General features: G+C 68.8%; 25 protein-coding genes and 2 pseudogenes. 1 reads left to right on the plus strand and 26 read right to left on the minus strand.

All coding sequences use genetic code 11. The annotated features are described in order from the left end of the window. Nucleotides 1-13 precede the first annotated feature (13 nt). The 25 genes and pseudogenes from map to ASD62_RS07780 all read right to left on the minus strand — a co-directional run bounded on the left by map (nt 14) and on the right by ASD62_RS07780 (nt 13,950). Nucleotides 14-862 carry a type I methionyl aminopeptidase gene (gene map / locus ASD62_RS07660; protein WP_056915452.1) on the minus strand — a complete coding sequence of 283 codons (849 nt, stop codon included), beginning with the start codon at nt 860-862 and terminating at the stop codon, nt 14-16. Continuing rightward, nucleotides 862-1,437, minus strand: a complete 576-nt coding sequence (locus ASD62_RS07665; protein WP_056915453.1) for an adenylate kinase — start codon at nt 1,435-1,437, stop codon at nt 862-864. The genes map and ASD62_RS07665 overlap by 1 nt, the downstream gene beginning before the upstream one ends. Beyond that, complete coding sequence (secY, locus tag ASD62_RS07670; protein ID WP_056915454.1) at nt 1,437-2,750, minus strand: preprotein translocase subunit SecY; 1,314 nt, start codon at nt 2,748-2,750, stop codon at nt 1,437-1,439. Before secY ends, ASD62_RS07665 begins: the two co-directional genes overlap by 1 nt. 161 nt (nt 2,751-2,911) lie before the next feature. Then, the gene (rplO, locus tag ASD62_RS07675) at nt 2,912-3,412 is read right to left on the minus strand and encodes a 50S ribosomal protein L15 (RefSeq protein WP_082552894.1); all 501 of its coding nucleotides are present in this window, start codon (nt 3,410-3,412) and stop codon (nt 2,912-2,914) included. A gap of 2 nt (nt 3,413-3,414) precedes the next feature. Next, on the minus strand, nt 3,415-3,597 hold the full coding sequence (gene rpmD / locus ASD62_RS07680) for a 50S ribosomal protein L30 (protein WP_056917240.1): 183 nt from the start codon (nt 3,595-3,597) through the stop codon (nt 3,415-3,417). Continuing rightward, nucleotides 3,594-4,247: a 30S ribosomal protein S5 gene (gene rpsE, locus ASD62_RS07685; protein ID WP_056915455.1), complete on the minus strand. Its 654-nt coding sequence runs from the start codon at nt 4,245-4,247 to the stop codon at nt 3,594-3,596. Before rpsE ends, rpmD begins: the two co-directional genes overlap by 4 nt. Nucleotides 4,248-4,287: 40 nt before the next feature. Further along, a complete protein-coding gene (gene rplR / locus ASD62_RS07690) occupies nt 4,288-4,662 on the minus strand; it encodes a 50S ribosomal protein L18 (protein ID WP_056915456.1) in 375 nt (124 codons plus the stop codon). A gap of 3 nt (nt 4,663-4,665) precedes the next feature. Continuing rightward, the gene (rplF, locus tag ASD62_RS07695; protein WP_056915457.1) at nt 4,666-5,202 is read right to left on the minus strand and encodes a 50S ribosomal protein L6; all 537 of its coding nucleotides are present in this window, start codon (nt 5,200-5,202) and stop codon (nt 4,666-4,668) included. Between the two features lie 12 nt (nt 5,203-5,214). Beyond that, the gene (gene rpsH / locus ASD62_RS07700; RefSeq protein ID WP_056915458.1) at nt 5,215-5,613 is read right to left on the minus strand and encodes a 30S ribosomal protein S8; all 399 of its coding nucleotides are present in this window, start codon (nt 5,611-5,613) and stop codon (nt 5,215-5,217) included. 97 nt (nt 5,614-5,710) lie between these two features. Then, a complete protein-coding gene (locus tag ASD62_RS07705) occupies nt 5,711-5,896 on the minus strand; it encodes a type Z 30S ribosomal protein S14 (protein ID WP_035902511.1) in 186 nt (61 codons plus the stop codon). 1 nt (nt 5,897) lies between these two features. After that, nucleotides 5,898-6,464, minus strand: a complete 567-nt coding sequence (rplE, locus tag ASD62_RS07710; RefSeq protein ID WP_056915459.1) for a 50S ribosomal protein L5 — start codon at nt 6,462-6,464, stop codon at nt 5,898-5,900. Nucleotides 6,465-6,469: 5 nt separating this feature from the next. Beyond that, a complete protein-coding gene (gene rplX / locus ASD62_RS07715) occupies nt 6,470-6,826 on the minus strand; it encodes a 50S ribosomal protein L24 (RefSeq protein ID WP_056915460.1) in 357 nt (118 codons plus the stop codon). A 3-nt stretch (nt 6,827-6,829) separates the two neighbouring features. Continuing rightward, the gene (gene rplN, locus ASD62_RS07720; protein WP_056883304.1) at nt 6,830-7,198 is read right to left on the minus strand and encodes a 50S ribosomal protein L14; all 369 of its coding nucleotides are present in this window, start codon (nt 7,196-7,198) and stop codon (nt 6,830-6,832) included. Nucleotides 7,199-7,333: 135 nt separating this feature from the next. Next, the gene (rpsQ, locus tag ASD62_RS07725) at nt 7,334-7,624 is read right to left on the minus strand and encodes a 30S ribosomal protein S17 (protein WP_056915461.1); all 291 of its coding nucleotides are present in this window, start codon (nt 7,622-7,624) and stop codon (nt 7,334-7,336) included. Between the two features lie 20 nt (nt 7,625-7,644). Beyond that, nucleotides 7,645-7,863 (minus strand): annotated as a pseudogene (gene rpmC / locus ASD62_RS07730) (50S ribosomal protein L29); the annotation flags it as partial. Next, a complete protein-coding gene (rplP, locus tag ASD62_RS07735) occupies nt 7,863-8,282 on the minus strand; it encodes a 50S ribosomal protein L16 (protein WP_056915463.1) in 420 nt (139 codons plus the stop codon). The gene rplP and the pseudogene rpmC, both read right to left, overlap by 1 nt. Before the next feature lies 1 nt (nt 8,283). Then, on the minus strand, nt 8,284-9,114 hold the full coding sequence (rpsC, locus tag ASD62_RS07740) for a 30S ribosomal protein S3 (RefSeq protein WP_056915464.1): 831 nt from the start codon (nt 9,112-9,114) through the stop codon (nt 8,284-8,286). Beyond that, complete coding sequence (gene rplV, locus ASD62_RS07745) at nt 9,114-9,482, minus strand: 50S ribosomal protein L22 (RefSeq protein ID WP_056917241.1); 369 nt, start codon at nt 9,480-9,482, stop codon at nt 9,114-9,116. The genes rpsC and rplV overlap by 1 nt, the downstream gene beginning before the upstream one ends. 32 nt (nt 9,483-9,514) lie before the next feature. Next, nucleotides 9,515-9,796: a 30S ribosomal protein S19 gene (gene rpsS / locus ASD62_RS07750; RefSeq protein ID WP_056915465.1), complete on the minus strand. Its 282-nt coding sequence runs from the start codon at nt 9,794-9,796 to the stop codon at nt 9,515-9,517. Between the two features lie 18 nt (nt 9,797-9,814). Beyond that, nucleotides 9,815-10,651: a 50S ribosomal protein L2 gene (gene rplB, locus ASD62_RS07755; RefSeq protein ID WP_056883298.1), complete on the minus strand. Its 837-nt coding sequence runs from the start codon at nt 10,649-10,651 to the stop codon at nt 9,815-9,817. Nucleotides 10,652-10,686: 35 nt separating this feature from the next. Next, nucleotides 10,687-10,992, minus strand: coding sequence for a 50S ribosomal protein L23 (rplW, locus tag ASD62_RS07760; protein ID WP_056915466.1), 306 nt, complete (start codon nt 10,990-10,992; stop codon nt 10,687-10,689). Nucleotides 10,993-11,213: 221 nt separating this feature from the next. Further along, a pseudogene (rplD, locus tag ASD62_RS07765) lies at nt 11,214-11,804 on the minus strand (50S ribosomal protein L4); the annotation flags it as partial. A 5-nt stretch (nt 11,805-11,809) separates the two neighbouring features. Then, a complete protein-coding gene (rplC, locus tag ASD62_RS07770) occupies nt 11,810-12,466 on the minus strand; it encodes a 50S ribosomal protein L3 (protein ID WP_056915467.1) in 657 nt (218 codons plus the stop codon). Between the two features lie 11 nt (nt 12,467-12,477). Continuing rightward, entirely contained in the window at nt 12,478-12,786 is a 309-nt protein-coding gene (rpsJ, locus tag ASD62_RS07775; protein WP_009775966.1) for a 30S ribosomal protein S10, read from the minus strand. 570 nt (nt 12,787-13,356) lie between these two features. Beyond that, nucleotides 13,357-13,950 carry a hypothetical protein gene (locus ASD62_RS07780; protein WP_082580623.1) on the minus strand — a complete coding sequence of 198 codons (594 nt, stop codon included), beginning with the start codon at nt 13,948-13,950 and terminating at the stop codon, nt 13,357-13,359. Nucleotides 13,951-14,132: 182 nt separating this feature from the next. Between ASD62_RS07780 and ASD62_RS07785 the strand changes: the two genes are divergently transcribed. Continuing rightward, a complete protein-coding gene (locus ASD62_RS07785) occupies nt 14,133-15,473 on the plus strand; it encodes an alpha-hydroxy-acid oxidizing protein (RefSeq protein ID WP_056915469.1) in 1,341 nt (446 codons plus the stop codon). Nucleotides 15,474-15,486: 13 nt separating this feature from the next. Here ASD62_RS07785 and ASD62_RS07790 read toward each other — a convergent pair whose 3' ends face one another. Next, on the minus strand, nt 15,487-17,661 hold the full coding sequence (locus tag ASD62_RS07790; protein ID WP_056915470.1) for a PKD domain-containing protein: 2,175 nt from the start codon (nt 17,659-17,661) through the stop codon (nt 15,487-15,489). Nucleotides 17,662-17,733 lie beyond the last annotated feature (72 nt).

The following is a 17,733-nucleotide window of genomic DNA, read 5'->3' on the forward strand; positions in this document are numbered from 1 at the left end:
CCCCAGTGCGGTCTCAGCCCTGGTCGAGCGGTGCGTATGGTGCGCCGGCGGCTGCCAGCCGCTCCTTGCCGCCGTCGAGGGCGGTGAGGACCCACAGCCCGTCGTCGGTGACCGCCACGGTGTTCTCCCAGTGGGCCGCACGCGAGCCGTCGGTGGTGACGACCGTCCAGTCGTCGGCCAGCACGCGGGTCTCCGCGGAACCGAGGGTCACCATCGGCTCGATCGCCACGGTGACCCCGGACCGCACGACCGGGCCCTTGTCACGGACGCGGTAGTTGGGGACCTGCGGGTCCATGTGCATGGCGGTGCCGATGCCGTGCCCGACGTAGTCCTCGATGATCCCGTAGTCGCGGCCGACCCGCTCCCCCGACGCGACGACGCTGTCCTCGACGCGGGCGCCGACCTCGTAGAGCGACTCCCCCACGCGGAGGGCGGCGATCCCGGCCCACATGGAGTCCTCGGTGGCGTCGATGAGCTCGAGGTCCTCCGGGCGCCCGGCCTCACGACCGCCGACGATCACGGAGATGGCCGCGTCGCCGTGCCAGCCCTCGACGATGGCTCCGCAGTCGATGGAGATGAGGTCGCCCTCGGCCAGCACCCGGCTGCCCGGGATGCCGTGGACGACCTCGTCGTTCACCGAGGTGCACAGCGAGCCCTTGAAGCCGTGGTAGCCCAGGAACGACGGCGTCGCCCCGCAGCCCCGGATGTGCTCCTCGGCCAGCTCGTCGAGCTGCTTGGTGGTCATGCCCGGGCGCACGGTCTGCGCCATGAGCTGCAGGGTCTGGCCCACGACCAGCCCGGCCCTGCGCATCAGCAGGAGCTGGTCGGTGGTCTTGGTGTCGATCTTGGACCGGCCGAACATCAGGAGCGAGCAACCCCTTCGAGGGCCTCGGAGATACGTGCGAAGACCTCGTCGACCGAACCCATGCCGTCGACCTTCACGAGCAGCCCGCGCTCGGAGTACACGTCGGTCAGCGGGGCGGTCTCGCGGCGGTAGATGGCCTGACGCTCGCGGATGACCTCCTCGGTGTCGTCGTCACGGCCCTCGATCTCGGCCCGCTTGAGCAGCCGGGCCACGACGGCGTCCTCGTCCACGGTCAGCTCGAGGACGACCTCGAGGGTGTGGCCGTGCTCGGCGAGGATCGCGTCGAGGGCGTCGACCTGGGCCGAGGTCCGGGGGTAGCCGTCGAGGAGGAAGCCCTTCTCGGCGTCGTCCTCGAACAGGCGGTCGCGCACGATCGCGTTGGTGATGTCGTCGGTGACGTAGCCACCGGACGCCAGCACCTCCTTGACCTGCTTGCCCAGGGGGGTCTCGTTCTTGATGTTGGCGCGGAAGATGTCACCGGTGGAGATCGCGGGGATGCCGAAGGACTCGGCGATCCTGGCGGCTTGGGTGCCCTTACCGGCGCCCGGGGGGCCGAGGATGATCAGACGCATCAGCGGAGGAACCCTTCGTAGTGACGCTGCTGGAGCTGGCTCTCGATCTGCTTCACCGTCTCCAGGCCGACGCCGACGATGATGAGGATCGACGTGCCACCGAACGGGAAGTTCGAGTTGGCGCCGACGGCCACGAGCGCGATGAGCGGGATGAGCGAGATGAGGCCCAGGTAGATGGCCCCGGGGACCGTGATGCGGGTGAGCACGTAGTCGAGGTACTCGGCCGTGGGTCGCCCGGCGCGGATACCTGGGATGAAGCCGCCGTAGCGCTTCATGTTGTCGGCGACCTCGACGGGGTTGAACGTGATCGACACGTAGAAGAACGTGAAGAACAGGATGAGGCCGACGTACATCAGCATGTAGATCGGGTGGTCTCCCCTGGTGAGGTTCTGGTCGATCCACGTCACCCAGCCGGGCTGGTTCCCGGTGGTCGACCTGTTGAACTGTGCCAGCAGCGTCGGCAGCGCGAGCAGCGACGAGGCGAAGATCACGGGGATGACGCCGGCCATGTTGACCTTGAGCGGGATGTAGGTGGACGTACCGCCATACATCTGGCGCCCGACCTGGCGCTTGGCGTACTGCACCGGGATGCGTCGCTGGCTCTGCTCGACGAAGACGACGAGGGCGATGATGAGGAACCCGAGCAGGATCACGCCGATGAAGACGTCCCAGCGGCCGTCCTGCTGCTGGATGGCCCACAGCGAGCTGGGGAAGCTCGAGGCGATCGAGGTGAAGATCAGCAGCGACATGCCGTTGCCGATGCCCTTGTCGGTGATGAGCTCACCGAGCCACATGACGACACCGGTGCCGGCGGTCATGGTGAGCACCATGATGACCAGGGTCGGGATCGAGTCGTCGGGCAGGATGCTCGTGCACTGGGGACCGAAGAGGGCCGAGGGGTTCTGCGCGAAGGTGATCAGCGTCGAGGACTGCAGGATCGCCAGGCCGATGGTGAGGTAACGCGTGTACTGCGTCATCTTCGTCTGGCCCTGCTGGCCCTCCTTCTTGAGGGCCTCGAACCGCGGGATGACCACGGTGAGGAGCTGCACGATGATGCTCGCGGTGATGTACGGCATGATCCCGAGCGCGAAGATCGACAGCTGCAGGAGCGCGCCACCGCTGAAGAGGTTGGCCAGGCCCAGCACGCCGGTCGTCGCGTCGGCACCCTTGATGCACGCCTGCACGGCGGTGTAGCTGACGCCCGGGACGGGCACGTGCGAACCCATCCGGAAGATGAGCACGATGGCGAGCGTGAAGAGCAGCTTCCTGCGCAGGTCCGGCGTCTTGAACGCACGGGTGAAGGCGGTGAGCACAGGTCCTCCTGGGTGACGCGGGCCGAGCGGCACGCGGTGAGACGGTCAGGCAATCCTAGGCACGATACCCCGACCGATGGTGAGGGGTGTGCATGCAAAACAGGTATGCCGCGGGCTCACCTTCTGCGGTGAGCCCGCGGCATACCGTGGAGCTGGGTGGATCAGGCGGAGGTGACCGAGCCGCCGGCGGCCTCGATCTTCTCCTTGGCGCTGGCCGAGAACTTGTCAGCGGTCACGGAGACCTTGACGCTGATCTCGCCGTCGCCGAGCACCTTGACCGGGAGGTTGTCCCGGACGGCACCCTTGGCCACGAGGTCGTCGACGGTCACGTCGCCGCCCTGCGGGTAGAGGGCGGAGAGCTTGTCCAGGTTCACGACCTGGTACTCCACCTTGAACGGGTTCTTGAAGCCGCGAAGCTTCGGCAGCCGCATGTGCAGCGGCATGGCGCCACCCTCGAAGCGCTCGGGCACCTGGTAACGAGCCTTGGTGCCCTTCGTGCCACGACCGGCGGTCTTGCCCTTGGAACCCTCACCGCGACCCACGCGGGTCTTGGCGGTCTTGGCTCCGGGAGCGGGACGCAGGTGGTGCAGCTTGAGAGCGGTGCCCTCGACGGACTTCTCCGACTTCGCAGCAGCGGCCTTGGTGGCCTTCTTCTCTGCCATGGTCAGTCAACCTCCTCGACGGCGACCAGGTGGGCCACCGTCTTGACCATCCCGCGGATCTCGGGACGGTCCTCCTTGACGACGACGTCGCCAATGCGCTTCAGACCGAGGCTGCGCAGGGTGTCACGCTGGTTCTGCTTGCCGCCGATCTCGGAACGGGTCTGGATCACCTTCAGACGCATCAGGCACCTGCCTTGGCGGCCTCGCGGCCAGCAGCCTGGGCGCGCAGCATGGCGGCCGGGGCGACCCGGTCCACGGGGAGGCCGCGGCGTGCAGCCACCTCCTCCGGACGCTCGAGGCCCTTGAGGGCCGCGACCGTCGCGTGGACGATGTTGATCGCGTTGTCCGAGCCGAGCGACTTGCTCAGCACGTCGTGGATGCCGGCGCACTCGAGCACCGCGCGCACCGGACCGCCGGCGATGACACCGGTACCGGGAGCGGCGGGGCGCAGCATGACGACACCGGCAGCGGCCTCACCCTGCACGGGGTGCGGGATGGTGCCCTGGATGCGCGGGACCTTGAAGAACTCCTTCTTGGCCTCCTCGACACCCTTGGCGATCGCTGCGGGAACTTCCTTGGCCTTGCCGTAGCCGACACCGACGGTTCCGTCGCCGTCACCCACCACCACGAGGGCGGTGAAGCTGAAGCGGCGGCCGCCCTTGACGACCTTGGCGACGCGGTTGATGGTCACCACGCGCTCGACGTAGGCGCTCTTCTCGGCCTGGTCACGGCCACCTTGACGGTTGTCGCGGCCACCGCGGCGGTCGCCGCGCTCGCCACGAGCTGCGTCGCCGCCAGCAGCGGCACCAGTGCCTCGACGCTGGGGTCCGGGCATCAGATGTTCCTCATCTCAATAACAGTTGCGGTCACGGTGCTCACAGGGACAACCCACCCTCGCGGGCGCCCTCGGCGATGGCCGCGACGCGACCGTGGTAGCGGTTGCCGCCACGGTCGAACACGACGGCCTCGACGCCGGCGCTCTTGGCACGCTCGGCCAGCAGCTCGCCGACCTTGCGGGCCTTGGCGGTCTTGTCGCCCTCGAACGAGCGCAGGTCCGCCTCCATGGTGGAGGCCGACGCCACGGTCTTGCCGAGGGTGTCGTCGACGACCTGCACGAAGACGTGGCGCGACGAACGGGAGACGACCAGGCGCGGACGAACCGCGGTGCCGGTCACCTTCTTGCGCAGGCGCAGGTGGCGACGGCCGCGTGCAGCGGACTTGCCCTTGGCGCGCTTGACGATCATTGCCATGACTTACTTACCGGCCTTTCCGACCTTGCGACGGATGGTCTCGCCCGCGTAGCGCACGCCCTTGCCCTTGTACGGGTCGGGCTTGCGCAGCTTGCGGATGTTCGCGGCAACCTCGCCGACCAGCTGCTTGTCGATGCCCTGGACCGCGAAGCGGGTCGGGTTCTCGACGGTGAAGGAGATGCCCGCGGGGGCTTCGACGGTGATCGAGTGGCTGTAGCCGAGGGCGAACTCGAGCGTGCCGCCCTTGTTGACCACGCGGTAACCCGTGCCGTGGATCTCCATCTTCTTCTCGTAGCCCTCGGTGACACCGAGGACCATGTTGTTGATCAGCGAGCGGGTCAGGCCGTGCAGGGCACGGGACTGGCGCTCGTCGTTGGGCCGCTTGACCTCGAGGGCCTCGTCACCCTTCTCAACGGTGATCGGCTCGGCCACACGGTGGCTGAGCTCGCCCTTGGGGCCCTTCACCTTGACGGTCTGACCGTCGATGGTGATGTCGACACCGCTGGGGATGGAGACCGGGAGTCGTCCAATACGCGACATGTCGAATACCCCTTACCAGACGTAGGCGAGGACTTCCCCGCCCACACCCTTGGAAGCCGCCTGACGATCCGTGAGGAGTCCAGACGAGGTGGAAATGATGGCCACGCCGAGTCCGCCGAGAACCTTGGGAAGGTTCGTCGACTTGGCGTAGACGCGCAGACCGGGCTTGGAGACACGGCGCACGCCAGCGATGGAACGCTCGCGGTTGGGGCCGTACTTCAGCTCGATCGTCAGCGTCTTGCCGACCTCGGCATCCTCGACCTTCCAGGAGGCGATGTAGCCCTCAGCCTGGAGGATCTCGGCAACGTGGGACTTCAGCTTGGAAAACGGCATGGAGACAGCGTCGTGGTGCGCCGAGTTGGCGTTCCGGACGCGCGTCAACATGTCCGCAATCGGGTCAGTCATGGTCATGGGCTTCTCCGGCCCTCTCTCACCGCGGTTTCACTGCGCTGTGCGCTGCGACCTGCGATGTAGAACGAAATCAATGGGTGGGGTGGTGCTGAGCTGCTTACCAGGAGCTCTTGGTGACGCCGGGCAGTTCACCGCGGTGAGCCATCTCGCGAAGGCAGATGCGGCACAGTCCGAACTTGCGGTAGACCGAGTGCGGTCGGCCGCAGCGCTGGCAACGGGTGTAGCCACGCACCTTGAACTTCGGCTTCTTGTTGGCCTTGTTGACCAGGGCGGTCTTCGCCATGTCAGTTCTCCTTGAAGGGGAAGCCGAGCGCCTTGAGCAGTGCGCGGCCCTCGTCGTCGTTGGTGGCGGTGGTCACCACGGTGATGTCCATGCCACGCACGCGGTCGATCCGGTCCTGGTCGATCTCGTGGAACATCGACTGCTCGGTCAGACCGAAGGTGTAGTTGCCGTTGCCGTCGAACTGCTTGGGCGACAGACCACGGAAGTCACGGATGCGGGGCAGCGCCGTGGACACCAGACGGTCGAGGAACTCCCACATGCGGTCGCCGCGCAGCGTGGTGTGCGCGCCGATCGGCATGCCCTCACGCAGCTTGAACTGGGCGATCGACTTGCGGGCCTTGGTGACGAGCGGCTTCTGGCCGGTGATCGCCGAGAGGTCGCGGATGGCGCCCTCGATGAGCTTGGCGTCCTTGGCGGCGTCACCGACACCCATGTTGACGACGACCTTGACGACGCCGGGGACCTGCATGACGTTCTCGTGGCCGAACTGCTGCTGCAGCTGGCCCTTGATCTCCTCGGCGTAGCGCGTCTTCAGACGCGGCGCCTGCTTGGTTGCAGTCTCAGTCATGTCTCTCACAGGTCCTTGCCCGAGCGCACCGCGACGCGGGTACGGACGGTTTTCTCGCGCCCGTTGCGCTCGACGGTCTCGACACGGGTCTTGACGCGGGTCGGCTTCTTGTCGGTGGGGTCGACGATGGCCACGTTGCTCACGTGGATCGCGGCCTCCTGGACGACCAGGCCACCGGTGCGGCTGCCGCGAGCGGTCTGGCCGGCCTTGGTGTGGCGGGTCACCCGGTTGACGCCCTCGACGAGCACGCGCTCGGTCTCGGGGTACACGGCGATGACCTTGCCCTGCTTGGTCTTGTCCTTGCCCGTGAGGACCTGGACGAGATCGCCCTTCTTGATCTTCATCTTCTTGGGGGCTGCCATGGCTCAGAGCACCTCCGGCGCCAGCGAAATGATCTTCATGAACTTCTTCTCGCGCAGCTCGCGGCCCACCGGGCCGAAGATGCGGGTACCACGCGGGTCCCCGTCACCCTTGAGGATGACGGCGGCGTTCTCGTCGAACTTGATGTAGCTGCCGTCGGAACGACGACGCTCCTTCGTGGTCCGGACGATGACGGCCTTGACGACGTCGCCCTTCTTGACGTTGCCGCCGGGGATGGCGTCCTTGACGGCGGCGACGATCACGTCACCGATGCCGGCGTAACGACGACCCGAACCACCGAGAACACGGATGCAAAGGATCTCCTTGGCACCAGTGTTGTCGGCGACACGCAGTCGCGACTCCTGCTGGATCACTGTCTAACTCCTGTCGTCGAGCTGGTTCTCACGCGCGGTGAGCCTTGCCGAACTGTGGGTGGTCTTGTTTCCGTCCCGCCGCGGCATACCCGGCCAGGTGGCCGGGCGCCGCGGTGGTGACGGTATGTCGTGGTGTTACTTGGCCTTCTCGAGGATCTCCACCACGCGCCAGCGCTTGGTGGCCGACAGCGGTCGGGTCTCCATGATCAGCACGCGGTCGCCGATACCGGCGGCGTTCTGCTCGTCGTGGGCCTTGACCTTGCTCGAGCGACGCAGGACCTTGCCGTAGAGCGCGTGCTTGACGCGGTCCTCGACCTCGACCACGACGGTCTTGTCCATCTTGTCGCTGACCACGTAACCCTGACGGGTCTTGCGGTAGTTGCGGTCTGCAGCCGTCACGGCCTCATCCTTCACGTTCTCGGTCATGCCGACTCCTCCTTCGCGGGTGCGCCGATACCCAGCTCGCGCTCACGCAGCTCGGTGTAGATGCGGGCGATGTCCTTGCGGACCGCACGCAGGCGACCGTGGTTGTCCAGCTGGCCGGTGGCCGACTGGAACCGGAGGTTGAACAGCTCCTCCTTGGCCTTGCGGAGCTCGTCCACCAGGCGCTCGTCATCGAGACCACGCATGTTCTCGGACGTCAGGTCCTTGGATCCGACTGCCATCAGATGTCACCACCCTCACGCCGAACGAAGCGGCACTTCATGGGGAGCTTGTGCATCGCCAGACGCATCGCCTCGCGGGCGACCTCTTCCGACACACCGGAGATCTCGAACATCACGCGACCAGGCTTGACGTTGGCGATCCACCACTCGGGGGAACCCTTACCGGAACCCATACGGGTCTCGGCGGGCTTCTTGGTCAGCGGGCGGTCGGGGTAGATGTTGATCCACACCTTTCCACCACGCTTCATGTAACGCGTCATCGCGATACGAGCGGACTCGATCTGACGGTTGGTGACGTAGGCGGGCTCGAGGGCCTGGATGCCGTAGTCGCCGAACGCGATCTTCGTGCCACCCTTCGCAGCGCCCGAGCGACCCGGGTGGTGCTGCTTGCGGTGCTTGACTCGACGAGGAATCAACATGTCAGGACTGCTCTCCCTCAGTGCTGGCAGCGGCTGCCGGGGCCGGGGCCTCGGTGGCGGGTGCTGCGGCAGCGGTCTCGGTGGCGGTGCCCTCCGGACGCTCGCGACGAGCGCGGGCCGGACGGTCGGCGCCGTCACGACGCGGGCCACGGCTCGGGCGCGGCGCAGCAGCCTGCTGCTGGGCCAGCTCGCGAGCGGTGACGTCGCCCTTGTAGATCCACACCTTGACGCCGATGCGACCGAAGGTGGTGCGGGCCTCGTAGAAGCCGTAGTCGATCTGCGCACGCAGGGTGTGCAGCGGGACGCGACCCTCACGGTAGAACTCCGTGCGGGACATCTCGGCGCCGCCGAGGCGACCGGAGACCTGGACACGGATGCCCTTGGCGCCGGCGCGGGTGGCGGACTGCATGCCCTTGCGCATCGCACGACGGAACGACACACGAGCAGAGAGCTGCTCGGCGATGCCCTGCGCGACGAGCTGGGAGTCGACCTCGGGGTTCTTGACCTCGAGGATGTTCAGCTGCACCTGCTTGCCCGTGAGCTTCTCGAGCTCGCCACGGATGCGGTCGGCCTCTGCGCCGCGCCGACCGATGACGATGCCGGGACGCGCGGTGTGGATGTCCACACGGACGCGGTCACGGGTGCGCTCGATCTCGACGCGGGAGATGCCGGCTCGCTCCATGCCCTCGGACATGAGCTTGCGGATGGCGACGTCTTCCTTGACGTAGTCGCGGTAACGCTGCCCCTCCTTGGTGGAGTCAGCGAACCAGCGGCTCTTGTGCTCGGTGGTGATGCCGAGGCGGAAGCCGTGCGGGTTGACCTTCTGGCCCATTAGCGGGTGCCTCCCTTGGTGGTCTTCGGCGTGACGACCACGGTGATGTGGCTGGTCCGCTTGTTGATGCGGGCCGCGCGGCCCTGGGCACGCGGGCGGAACCGCTTCATCGTCGGGCCCTCGTCGACGTAGGCGGCGCTGATGACGAGGTTGCGCTCGTCAAAGGCCTCCGACGCCTTGTCGGCCTTGACCCGGGCGTTGGCGATGGCGCTCTCGAGCACCTTCTGGATCGGGTCGGACGCGGACTGCGGCGCGAACTTCAGCACGCCGATGGCCTCGACGGCCTGCTTGCCGCGGATGAGGTCGACGATGCGACGCGCCTTCTGGGGCGTGACGCGGACGGACCGCGCAATCGCCTTGGCTTCCATCACGTTGTCCTTGTTCTCGGTGGGGGCGGCCATCAGCGACGACGCCCCTTCTTGTCTTCCTTCACGTGACCCTTGAACGTGCGGGTCGGCGCGAACTCGCCGAGCTTGTGGCCGACCATCGACTCGGTGACGAACACCGGGACGTGCTTGCGGCCGTCGTGGACGGCGAACGTGTGACCGAGCATGTCGGGGCTGATGACCGACCGACGTGACCAGGTCTTGATGACTGTCTTGGTGCCCGCTTCGTTCTGGACGTCGACCTTCTTCTGAAGGTGGCCGTCGATGAAGGGGCCCTTCTTCAAGCTACGAGGCATGGTTTCTCAGGCTCCTTCTCAGCGCTTCTTGCCAGTACGACGGCGACGGACGATCATCTTGTCGCTCGGCTTGCCGGGGCGGCGGGTGCGGCCCTCGGCCTGTCCCCACGGGCTGACCGGGTGGCGTCCACCGGAGGTCTTGCCCTCTCCACCACCGTGCGGGTGGTCGACCGGGTTCATGGCGACACCACGGACGGTCGGGCGCTTGCCCTTCCACCGCATGCGGCCGGCCTTGCCCCAGTTGATGTTGGACTGCTCGGCGTTGCCCACCTCGCCGACCGTGGCGCGGCAGCGCAGGTCGACGTTGCGAATCTCGCCGGACGGCATGCGCAGCTGGGCGTAGGGGCCGTCCTTGGCGACGAGCTGGACACGGACACCGGCCGATCGGGCGATCTTCGCGCCGCCGCCGGGCTTGAGCTCGACAGCGTGGATGACCGTACCGGTCGGGATGTTGCGCATCGGCAGGCTGTTGCCGGGCTTGATGTCGGCACCGGGCCCGTTCTCGATGTTGGCGCCCTGCTCCAGGCCCTTGGGGGCCAGGATGTAGCGCTTCTCACCGTCGGCGTAGTGCAGCAGGGCGATGCGTGCGGTGCGGTTGGGGTCGTACTCGATGTGAGCGACCTTGGCCGGCACGCCGTCCTTGTCGTGGCGACGGAAGTCGATGACGCGGTAGGCGCGCTTGTGACCTCCACCGATGTGACGGGTCGTGATGCGGCCGTTGCTGTTACGTCCACCGGACTTGGTCAGTGGACGAACCAGCGACTTTTCCGGAGTGGAGCGCGTGACCTCGACGAAGTCGGCAACGCTGGAGCCTCGACGGCCAGGCGTCGTCGGCTTGTACTTGCGGATACCCATGTTTGAAAGTCCCTAACGTCTCTTCAGCGTCCTGGTCAGGCGCCGGCACCGAAGATGTCGATCGAGCCCTCGCGGAGGGTGACGATCGCACGCTTGGTGTCCTTGCGCTTGCCGATGCCGAACCGCGTGCGACGGGTCTTGCCGACACGGTTGAGGGTGTGCACGGAGTCGACCTTGACACCGAAGACACGCTCAACGGCGATCTTGATCTCGGTCTTGTTGGCCCGCGGGTCGACGATGAAGGTGTACTTGCCCTGGTCGAGCAGCGAGTACGACTTCTCGGAAACGACCGGAGCGATCAGGATGTCGCGGGGGTCCTTGCCTGCAGCGAGCGAGCTCACTTGCCCTCCTCCTCATCCGCAGACTCGGCGGCCTTGGCAGCCTTCGTCGTCTTCGCGGGCTTGTCGGCCTTCTCGGCCTTCGCCGGCTTCTCAGCCTTTGCGGGCTTGTCGGCCTTCTCAGCCTTGTCGGCCTTCTTCTCGGTCTTCGTGGCGGGCTTCTCGACCGCGGCGGGCTCTGCAGCCTCGACCTCGATCTCGATGACGCCACCCACCGGCTGCGCACCGGAGACGAACGCCTCCAGGGCCGCCGTGGTGAAGACCACGTCGTCGGACATCAGCACGTCGTACGTGTTGAGCTGGTCGGCCGCGAGGACGTGGACGCCCTCGAGGTTGCGCACCGACTTCAGCGACACGAGGTCGCTGCGGTCGAGGACCACGAGCACGTTGGTGCGGGTGGTCAGCGCGGCCAGCAGGCCGGCAGCGTCCTTGGTGGACGGAGCGGCTGCGGTCACCAGGGAGTCGACCACGTGGACGCGACCGTTGCGGGCCCGGTCGGAGAGGGCACCGCGCAGGGCGGCGGCCTTCATCTTCTTGGGCGTCCGCTGCGAGTAGTCACGCGGCTGCGGGCCGTGGACGACGCCACCGCCGGCGAACTGCGGAGCACGGGTCGAGCCCTGACGGGCGCGGCCGGTGCCCTTCTGGCGGTAGGGCTTGCGCCCACCGCCGCGGACCTCGCCGCGGGTCTTGGTCGAGTGCGTGCCCTGACGAGCGGCAGCCATCTGGGCGACGACGACCTGGTGGATCAGGGGGACGTTGACCTGGACGTCGAAGATCTCGGCGGGCAGGTCAGCAGCGACAGTCTTGGTAGCCATGATGATCAGGCTCCCTTCGCGGCCGTGCGGACGAGGACGGTGCCGCCACGGGGGCCGGGAACGGCACCCTTGACGAGCAGCAGGCCGCGCTCGACGTCCACGGCGTGGATCGTGAGGTTCTGGGTGGTCTGACGCACGCCGCCCATACGGCCGGCCATGCGCATGCCCTTGAAGACGCGACCCGGGGTGGCGCAGCCACCGATCGAGCCCGGCTTGCGGTGGTTCTTGTGCGAACCGTGGGAGGAGCTGACGCCGTGGAAGCCGTGACGCTTCATGACGCCGGCGAAGCCCTTGCCCTTGGTCGTGCCGGTGACGTCGATGTCCTGGCCGGCCTCGAAGGTCTCGACCGTGACTTCCTGGCCGAGCGAGTACTCGGCGGCGTCAGCGGTGCGGAGCTCCACGAGGTGGCGACGCGGGGTCACGCCGGCCTTCTCGAAGTGGCCGGTGAGGGGCTTGGTCACCTTGCGGGGGTCGATCGCGCCGAACGCGATCTGGACGGCGGCATAGCCGTCCGTGGCGGCATCGCGCACCTGCGTCACGACGCAGGGGCCGGCCTCGATGACGGTGACGGGGATGAGCCGGTTCTCGGCGTCCCACACCTGGGTCATGCCGAGCTTCTTGCCCAGCACACCCTTCACGGTCTTGGTAGCAGTGTCGGTCATTGTCGCCAGCCTCAGAGCTTGATCTCGATGTTGACGTCAGCCGGCAGGTCGAGGCGCATCAGCGAGTCGACGGCCTTCGGCGTCGGGTCGATGATGTCGATCAAGCGCTTGTGGGTGCGCATCTCGAAGTGCTCGCGGCTGTCCTTGTACTTGTGGGGCGAACGGATGACCACGAAGACATTCTTCTCCGTGGGCAGCGGCACAGGGCCGACCACCGTCGCGCCAGCACGGGTGACCGTGTCGACAATCTTGCGCGCCGAGTTGTCGATGACCTCGTGGTCATACGACTTCAAGCGGATGCGGATCTTCTGTCCCGCCATCTCCGTTACGTCTCTCTCTCGCCGAACATCTAACCGGCCCTGTGGTCTTCTCCGACCCCCGCGGTCGGGTGTGTCGCACCCGCTTCGCGGTCCGGCGACATGCGTTTGCACGCAGTGGTCACACAGATCGAATAGTTTCCGGCAGAGCCGGGGCTTGCGCTTCCCTGGAGTGTCGCCCCGAGCGCTCAGGCACTCGGTTCGAGGTGTGTCACCGGGGGTGGCGGCGTCGACATGGGTCAACGGCGCGCGTCAAGCAACCGGTCCAGTGTGCCAGAGCCCCCCGTGACCTACCAAATCGAGGTCGGGCCGCTCGGCAACTGGTGCCACGTGGCGCGTCACACCACGTCCCTCCACTGTACGGCCTCCCCCGCGAGTCCCTGACCAGTCCCCTGCCGGCCCCCCACCGATCGACCCCCGTGTGCCGCGGGACCCGTTCACGGTCAAGGATCCCGCGGCCACGCTCACCCGCCACGACCGCTGCGGACCACGGTGGACGGTCCACGCGAAACCCGACGCGCGACGCCCACCGTTCACGGTGAACGGTGGGCGTCGGCGACAGGATGGGCCGCGTCAGGGGCGGGGGCCCCCGAGCACTCCGGCGTCGAAGGCCTTGAGGACCGACGCCTTGTCGGCGGCGGTGAGCTTGCCGTCCTTGACCGCACCGTCCAGACGGCTGGACAGGTCGGTGCGGCGGGCCGCCTCGTGGTCGGCCCTGACCGCGTCGAAGGCGGCCTGGACCTTGGCCTCGGAGAGGCCGAGCTGCTTCGCGAGGGCAGCCACCCGGGCCTTCTCGTGGGCGGTCCGCTCAGCCGCCGTCGGTGGGGTCGGCTTGGTGCCCTGGGCCGGCGGCGTCGCGGGGCGGGCCGGCCGGTTCGCGTCGCGGACGGCGTCGAGCGCGGTGCGGAGCTTGGCCTCCGTGACCCCGAGCTCCTTCGCCAGGGCAGCCGCGTCGGCGCCGTCCGGGCCGCGTCCGCGGCCGCCGGGCCCGCCCGGTCCGCCCTTCCCCGCCGGGCCGGCGTCGCCCTGGGCAGGAGCCGAGCTCGTCGTCCCGCTCGGGGTGGGGGTGCTGGTGTCGGCCAGGGCCTGGCTGGCCCCGAGGCCCGCGGCGATGGCGGTCACCCCGGCGGCGCCGGCGATCTTCACGGACGTGCGGACTGGAGACATGCGTGGTTCCTCTCGTGGTGGGGACGGCCTCTGCGACGTCCCGCCGTCCCACCACCGTGCGCACAGGTCCTTGTGGCGAGCAGTGCGCCACCTGTCACGAACCTGTCAGCGGGGGCCGGCGACGCACAGGTTCCCGTGCCCGGACACGGGTTCGGCCGCCGAGCCGGTGACAAGATCGGCGCATGACGACCGCACCCCAGTCCCCCACCGGCCCGGACGCCCCACCCGAGGGTCCGGGCCGTCGACGGCAGGGGCTGATCTACCGCGCCGGGGTGCTCGGGCACCGGCCGGCCGTCCCCGCCGACGCGGCCGAGCTCGAGCGCCGCGCCGGCGCGGCGATGACCCCGCGCGCCTGGGCCTACGTCGGTGGTGGCGCCGGGGAGGGCGCCACCGTGCGGGCCAACCGGGAGGCCTTCGACCGTCGCCGACTGGTGCCGCGCATGGCCTCGGGGCACACCACCCGCGACCTGTCGACGACCCTTCTCGGGACGAGGCTGGCCACGCCGCTGCTGCTGGCGCCGGTCGGGGCGCTCGGCCTGGTGTCACGGGGCAGCGACCTGCAGGTCGCCCGCGCGGCGGCGCAGACGGGCGTCCCCTACATCGTCTCCAACCAGGGCTGCTCCCCGATGGAGGAGGTCGCCACGGCCCTGGGCGACACGCCCTGGTGGTTCCAGCTCTACTGGTCCACCGACGAACGACTCGTCGACAGCCTCGTGGGCCGGGCCGAGCAGGCCGGCGCGAGCGCCATCGTCGTCACGCTCGACACGACCATGCTCGGCTGGCGTCCCCAGGACCTCAACCTCGGGTCGCTGCCCTTCTCGCAGGGCATCGGGATCGCGCAGTACACCTCCGACCCGCGGTTCCAGGAGATCGTCCGCGAGCGCGTTGCAGCCAAGGCCGCTGGCTCGGGGGGCTCGGGGGGCTCGGGGGGCTCGGACGACGTGAAGGTGACGCTGGGCGCCATCCGGTCGCTGCTGTCGATCAGCCGCGAGCACCCCGGGACGCTGCGCGACAACCTCCGCTCGCCCGCGCCGCGCGCCGCTGTGGAGGCCTTCCTGGACAGCTACTCCAACCCCGGGCTGTCGTGGGACCTGCTCGCGACCCTGTCCCGACGCACCCACCTGCCGATCCTGCTCAAGGGGATCCTGCACCCCGACGACGCGCGCCGCGCCGCCGAGCTGGGGGTCGGCGGGATCGTGGTCAGCAACCACGGAGGCCGTCAGGTCGACGGGGCGGTGGCCTCGCTCGACGCCCTCGGTCCGATCCGGGCAGCAGTGGGACCAGGTATGCCGCTGGTGCTGGACAGCGGGGTGCGCACCGGTGCCGACGTGGTCAAGGCGCTCGCCTGCGGAGCCGACGCCGTGGCCCTGGGCCGCCCGTACGTGTACGGGCTGGCCCTCGCGGGCCAGGACGGGGTCCGTGACGTCGTCACCAACGTCGTGGCGGAGCTGGACCTCACGCTGGGGCTGTGCGGCGTGGGCTCGGTGGCCGAGCTGGGCGCCCACGTCCTCGCTGGGGACTGAGGCCGCTCGGCGGTCAGGGTGAGGGGTTCACGACCAGGTCGTCGACCGACATCGTGACCGGGCCGTTGGTCGCCGATCCCGAGAGGTAGCCGTAGAACCCCAGGCTCCCCGCGACCTGGAACCCGGCCGTCGCGTCCGTGACCGTCTTCTGCCACGTCGCGGGCTCGGTGGCCCCCACCTTCCAGACCCGGGCTCGGACGGTCGTGGGAGAGGTCCCGACGACCTGCACCCGCACCCGGAGCTGGTCCCCGGCTGCCAGTGTCACGCCCGGGACGGTCGTCTCGGCGGCCAGTGCCGTCTCGGCGCCGGCCGTCGTCGCCCGCTGCAGGGACAGGCCCACCCCACCGTTGGACGTGAGGTGCACCTTCGCGCGGTAGTCGCCGGCAGTGCTGATGCGGCGGCCGAGCACCGAGACGTAGTGGCCGCTGCCGGTGGGCACCTTGTCCAGGGCGTAGGTCGTGAGGATGTCCACCCCCGACGAGCTCACCGAACCTAGCGCGACCGTCTGCCCGCTGCCCGCGGCCAGGCGGAGACGTCCGAAGCCACCACCGACCGAGAGGTTGGCCGCGGCCCCGGTCGAGGTCCAGGCCCCGCCGGTGTCGGCGGTGCCCCAGCCACTGGCGAGGGTCCGGCCGAACGCGTCGGCGGCGACCACCGTGACCGGCGGCGGTGGTGTGGTGACGGTGACAGCGGTGGTGGTCGTCCCCGTGGCGCCCTGGTTGTCGGTGACGGTGAGCCGGACCGTGTAGGTGCCCGCTGCGGCGTAGGCGTGCACCGCCGAGGCCGTCGTGGCGGTGCCGCCGTCACCGAACTGCCAGGCCCACGAGGCGATCGTGCCGTCGGGGTCGGTCGACGGGCCGGCGTCGAACGCACAGCTGAGGTCGTCGCAGTCCCGGGTGAAGGCGGCCGTGGGTGACTGGTTGGCCGCGGCCACGGTGACCTGCTGGGTGGTGGTGCCCGTCGCTCCGGCGTCGTCGGTGACGGTGAGGGTGATCGTGTAGGTGCCGGCCGCGGCATACGTGTGGGTCGCGGTCTGACCGCTGCCGGTCGTCCCGTCGCCCCACTGCCACGCCCACGCGGTGACGGTGCCGTCGGGGTCGCCCGAGGCCGACGCGTCACCGGTGCAGGCCAGCTGCGCGCAGGTCGGGGTGAAGACGGCGACCGGGGCCTGGTTGGGCGGGGGCGGGCCGGCCGTCAGCGTGAACGCGTCCGCGAACGTGCCGCCGGAGGCCCGCGCGAAGGAGGCGCTGAGCTGGGTCGACGTCGCCGACACGTCGAGCACCCCCCACGTGGGGTTCTGGTTCAGGCCCGAGGTGGTCGCGAAGTACCCCGCCTCGGAGTCGGCGGCATTGACGTCGCGCAGGTTGATGCCCCCGGTGCCCACGGTGGCGAAGACCGTCCCGGCGCCCTTGAGCATCGTGCTGTCGGAGTCGGCGACGCAGGCACTGGTGAAGGTCCCCGGCGTCACGCTCGTGCAGCCGGTGCGCAGGGCGAGCTGCTTGGTGCGCTGGTAGAGGTGCTCGTGACCGGTGAGCACGAGGTCCACCCGCTTGGTCAGGAGCAGGTTGAGCAGGTCGGCGCCGGGGTCGCACGCGTAGTCGCCCATGCTCAGGCACGGCTTGTGCATCGACACCACGACCCACGGGATCCCTGCGGCCCGGGCGCTGTCGATCGCCGCAGCCGTCCACTGGTAGCGCGGCGTCCCGGCGGCGTAGGACCAGGTGCTGTCCGGGAACGGCAGGTCCGGGGAGATCTGGATGAAGCGCACCAGGGGCGCCGACTGCGGCACGTCCATGAAGTACTGCCGGCCGTAGGTGCCCTTGGCGCCGGGCAGCTGGTTGGGCAGGCAGGCGGAGAAGTCGTTGATGTTGCCGTTCTGGCCGTTGCTCTCGTGGTTGCCCGACACGAGCTCGAACGGGTACCCCTCGCCCACCCCGGCCTTGACCAGGTCGCACCACTGCTGCTCGGCGCCGACGACGCCGTACGACAGGTCGCCCAGGGCCAGGTGCAGGTCGTTGTGCAGGCCGCCGATGGTGCTGAAGACGGACTGCGCCGCGGCCGAGGACGAGAAGTCCCCTGCGGCGCTGAACCGCAGGGTGGGGTCACCCGGGGCCGAGGACCCGGGGAGGGCTACTGCTGTGAGGAGTACCGCCGCGGCAACGACCACGCGACGGAGGCGGCCCGTCATGTCCCTGAACGTAGGGGCTTGCCCCCACTTCGCGCCTCCCCCACCGGGCGTAGGCAGGAAGGGGCGCAAGCG

Source organism: Phycicoccus sp. Root563 (assembly GCF_001427915.1).
GTDB lineage: Bacteria > Actinomycetota > Actinomycetes > Actinomycetales > Dermatophilaceae > Pedococcus.